The 4,345-nt window shown below is 72.0% G+C and carries 4 protein-coding genes; all 4 read right to left on the bottom strand.

The features are described from left to right. Positions 1–784: alpha/beta fold hydrolase (locus tag AOK00_RS29840; protein WP_063886691.1), on the bottom strand; the 784-nt coding region annotated here is incomplete at its 3' end. 78 nt (positions 785–862) lie between these two features. Then, complete coding sequence (locus AOK00_RS29835) at positions 863–1,771, bottom strand: LysR family transcriptional regulator (protein ID WP_055603340.1); 909 nt, start codon at positions 1,769–1,771, stop codon at positions 863–865. 37 nt (positions 1,772–1,808) lie between these two features. Then, a complete protein-coding gene (locus AOK00_RS29830) occupies positions 1,809–3,008 on the bottom strand; it encodes a glycine C-acetyltransferase (protein ID WP_055603339.1) in 1,200 nt (399 codons plus the stop codon). A 3-nt stretch (positions 3,009–3,011) separates the two neighbouring features. Further along, entirely contained in the window at positions 3,012–4,046 is a 1,035-nt protein-coding gene (tdh, locus tag AOK00_RS29825) for an L-threonine 3-dehydrogenase (RefSeq protein ID WP_055603338.1), read from the bottom strand. Between the last annotated feature and the right edge of the window lie 299 nt (positions 4,047–4,345).

Raw genomic sequence — 4,345 nt, 5'->3', positions numbered from 1 at the left:
TCGTCCGGCTGACCGCCTCCGCGTACAGCTCCTCGATCAGCCGGGCCACGCGCTCCGGCTCCCGCAGCGTCGGGTAGTGGTCGGAGGCGGTCAGCCGGACGAGACGGCAGCCCGGGATCCGGTCGGCCATCTCCTCGTTGCAGCGCACGACCTCCGGCCGATCCAGCTCGCCCAGCGCGAGCAGGGTCGGTACGGAGAGCTCCCCGAGCCGGTCGAAGGCGGGCGCACCGGTGAGCTGATGGCCGATGTTGCTGAACCAGGCGGGCAGCACGGCCCGGCACAGGGCGGCCGCGACCGGGTCGGACTCGGGGGTGCCGCCGCCGGCCTTCGCCCACACGCGCAGGCCGAGCCGGACGATGCCCTCCATGTCGCCCGCCGTGGCCGGCGGCTCCAAGCGCTCGAAGAACTCGCCCGTGGCCAGCCCCTCGTACCCGGAGACACCGGGAACGAGGAGGGCGAGGCCCGCCACCCGCTCGGGCGCCTCCAGGGCGAAGTCCACCGAGGTGGCCCCGCCCATGCTGGAGCCCACGAGAACCGCCCGCTCGATCTCGAAGTGGTCGAGGACCGCGGCCAGATCACGGACCGGGAGGTACTCGGCGGTGGGCGCGGGCGAGCGGCCGTAGCCGCGCACGTCGTAGCGGATCACCCGACGCCGCGCGCTGAGCGCCGGCAGGACCGGGTCCCACACCGCGGAGTCGCCGACGCCGGGATGGAGCAGGACCAGCGGCAGGCCGTCCCCTCCCGCGTCGTCCGCCCAGACCTCGCCGTGACTGACACGCACCATGGTTTCCACGGCTCCCCAGTCTGGTGGGGCCCACGGGGCTCCGCCGGCACTTGCACGGTGTTTGGCGGAGACCGGGCGTCAGGCGCCGGATTCCGATGCCACCCCCAGGGCGGTCAGTACGGGGCTGATCAGCGGGTGGTCCTCCGCGCCCCGCCGGACGGCGGCGAACACCCTGCGGGTCGGGGCGACGCCCTCGATCGGGCGGACCTCCACGCCCGTGAGCTCCATGCCGCGCAGCGCCGAACGCGGCACGAGCGCCACGCCGGCGGACGCGGCCGCGAGGGCGACGACGGCGCGGAAGTCGTCGGACGAGTGCTCCGGGTTCAGCGTGAACCCGGCGTATTCGCAGGCCAGGACGGTGACGTCATGGCAGGGGTTGCCTGCGGACTGGCCGATCCAGGCGTCCTTCGCGAGGTCGCCGAGCGCGACCCGCTCACCGGCCGCCAGCGGGTGGCCGGGCGGCAGGACCGCGTCGAAGGGCTCCGCGTAGAGCGGGACGCGGGTGAGGCGGGCGTCGTCCTCGCCCGGCGCGCCCCGGTACTCGACCGCGACGGCCACGTCGACCTGCCGGTCGAGGACCATCATCAGACTCTCGTCGCCCTCGGCGTCCCGTACGCGGACCCGGATGCCGGGGGCCGAGTCGGCCAGTGCCCTGATGGCCGGGGCCACCACGAGTCCGATGCCGGTGGCGAAGGCGGCGACCGTGACCGTACCGGCCTCGCCGGATCCGTAGGCCGCGAGCTCGGACTCGGCGCGCTCCAACTGGGCGAGGACGGCGTTGGCGTGGCTGAGGAGAATCTCGCCGGCCGGGGTGAGGCGGGCGCCACGGGCACTGCGGTCCACCAGGCGGTGGCCGGTCTCCTGCTCCAGGGCGGCGAGCTGCTGGGAGACGGCGGAGGGGGTGAGATAGAGCGCGGCGGCCGCCGCCGTGACCGTGCGGTGGTCTGCCACCGCACGGAGGATGTGCAACCGCCGTGCTTCGATCATTCCCCCAGTCTCGCAGGCCGCGGGGCCCGCGCCCGCCTCAGCCCCGCAGGGCCGCGCGGGCGTCGACGAACGCGTCGACGGCCCGGTTCACGTCCTCCGTGGAGTGGGCGGCGGAGAGCTGGACACGGATGCGGGCCTGGCCCTGCGGCACGACCGGGTACGAGAAACCGATCACGTACACGCCGCGCTCCAGGAGCAGCTCGGCCATGCGGCCGGCCTCGGACGCGTCGCCGATCATGACGGGGGCGATGGCGTGGTCGCCGGGGAGGATGTCGAAGCCCTCCGCCGTCATCCGGGTCCGGAACAGCTCGGTGTTGGCGCGCAGCCGGTCGCGCAGGTCACCGGCGGACTCCAGCAGGTCGAGGACCTTGAGGGAGGCGGCGGCGATCACCGGGGCGAGGGTGTTCGAGAAGAGGTACGGGCGGGAGCGCTGACGCAGCAGGGCGACGATCTCGGCACGTGCCGCGACGTAGCCGCCGGAGGCGCCGCCGAGGGCCTTGCCGAGGGTGCCGGTGATGATGTCGACGCGGTCCATCACGCCGTGCAGTTCGGGGGTGCCGCGGCCGCCGGGGCCGACGAAGCCGACGGCGTGCGAGTCGTCGACCATCACCATGGCGTCGTAGCGCTCGGCCAGGTCGCAGATCTCGCCGAGCGGGGCGACGTAGCCGTCCATGGAGAAGACGCCGTCGGTGACGATGAGCTTGCGCCGGGCGCCGCCCTCCGTGGCCTCCTTGAGCTGCTGCTCCAGGTCGGCCATGTCGCGGTTGGCGTAGCGGAAGCGGCGGGCCTTGGAGAGGCGGATGCCGTCGATGATCGAGGCGTGGTTGAGGGCGTCGGAGATGACGGCGTCCTCGGAGCCGAGGATCGTCTCGAAGACACCGCCGTTGGCGTCGAAGCAGGAGGAGTAGAGGATCGTGTCCTCCTGGCCGAGGAAGGACGAGAGGCGCGCCTCCAGCTCCTTGTGCACCTCCTGCGTGCCGCAGATGAAGCGGACGGACGCCATGCCGTAGCCCCAGCGGTCGAGCGCCTCGTGGGCGGCGGCGACCACCTCGGGGTGGTCGGCGAGGCCGAGGTAGTTGTTGGCGCAGAAGTTGAGCACCTCGCCCGGGCGGCCGCCCGAGGTCACGGCGACGGTGGCCGACTGGGGGGTGCCGATGACGCGCTCGGGCTTGTGCAGTCCGGCCTTCTGGATCTCGTCGAGAGTGGCACGGATGTCGTCGCGTACGGAATCGAACATGGGTCAGGCTCCCGCAGTCCAGTCGAGGATGATCTTGCCGCTCTTGCCCGAGGCCGCGTCGTCGAAGGCGGCCTCGAAGTCGGTGTACGTGTAACGTCCGGTGACGACGGGCGAGAGGTCGAGTCCGCCCTCCAGGAGCACCGACATCGCGTACCAGGTCTCGAACATCTCGCGGCCGTAGATGCCCTTGATCGTGATCATGGAGGTGACGATCTTCGCCCAGTCGACGGCGAAGTCCTCGCTGGGCAGGCCCAGCATGGCGATCTTGCCGCCGTGGGTCATGTTGGCGACCATGTCGCGCATCGCGCGCGGGTTGCCGGACATCTCAAGGCCGACGTCGAAGCCCTCCTTGAGCCCGAGAGTGCGCTGGCCGTCGGCGATGGTCTGCTCGGCGACGTTGAGGGCGAGCGTGACGCCCGTCTTGCGCGCCAGGGCGAGGCGCTCCTCGCTGACGTCGGTGATCATGACACTGCGGGCGCCCGCGTGCTTGGCGACGGCGGCGGCCATGATGCCGATCGGGCCCGCGCCGGTGACGAGGACGTCCTCGCCGACCAGCGGGAAGGAGAGCGCCGTGTGCACGGCGTTGCCGAAGGGGTCGAAGATCGCGGCGATGTCGAGGTCGACGGGGACGCGGTGCACCCACACGTTGGAGGCGGGCAGCGCCACGTACTCGGCGAAGGCGCCGTCCCGGCCGACGCCGAGGCCGATGGTGGCGCGGCAGAGGTGGCGGCGGCCGGCCAGACAGTTGCGGCACTTGCCGCAGACGAGGTGGCCCTCGCCGCTGACCAGGTCGCCGATGGTGATGTCGGCGACGTCACGGCCGACGGAGACGACCTCGCCGACGAACTCGTGGCCGAGGGTCAGCGGCGTGGCGATCGTCTTCTGCGCCCAGCCGTCCCAGGAGCGGATGTGCAGGTCGGTCCCGCAGATACCGGTCCGCTTCACCTTGATGAGTACGTCGCCAGGACCGGTCTCCGGCTCGGGCACGTCCGTGAGCCAGAGTCCCGGCTCCGCCTTCAGCTTGACCAACGCCTTCAATGCCACGGCTCCCGACGTGCGTGTTCCTGTGATGTGCGGGGTACGGGCACGGCAACGCGCCCAAGATCCCTGGAACTGAATCTTCCGTACCGAGCGCTCGCGGTCCATCGAGGATTTCTTAAGCGCGCTCGCAGATCAGCTTCACACCCCAGGCGGGGGCGGGGCGACGTCAACGCGTCCGAACGGAGAGGCCACCGTGGGGGACCTCCCGTCCGGTCCGCGTGACGGAGATCCGGTCAGCGGCATCCCCGGCCACAACGCGGCGATGGCGGCCCTCGGCCGCTGACCGGATCTCCGTC

The organism is Streptomyces aureus (assembly GCF_001418135.1).
GTDB lineage: Bacteria > Actinomycetota > Actinomycetes > Streptomycetales > Streptomycetaceae > Streptomyces > Streptomyces aureus_A.
Note: the sequence above shows the minus strand (reverse complement) of the source record. Positions and strands in the feature narration are given on the sequence as shown.

Excerpts from the sequence above, each read along its gene's own strand:
- AOK00_RS29830 (WP_055603339.1), bottom strand. The coding sequence starts at position 3,008 with ATGTTCGATTCCGTACGCGACGACATCCGTGCCACTCTCGACGAGATC.
- AOK00_RS29835 (WP_055603340.1), bottom strand. The coding sequence starts at position 1,771 with ATGATCGAAGCACGGCGGTTGCACATCCTCCGTGCGGTGGCAGACCAC.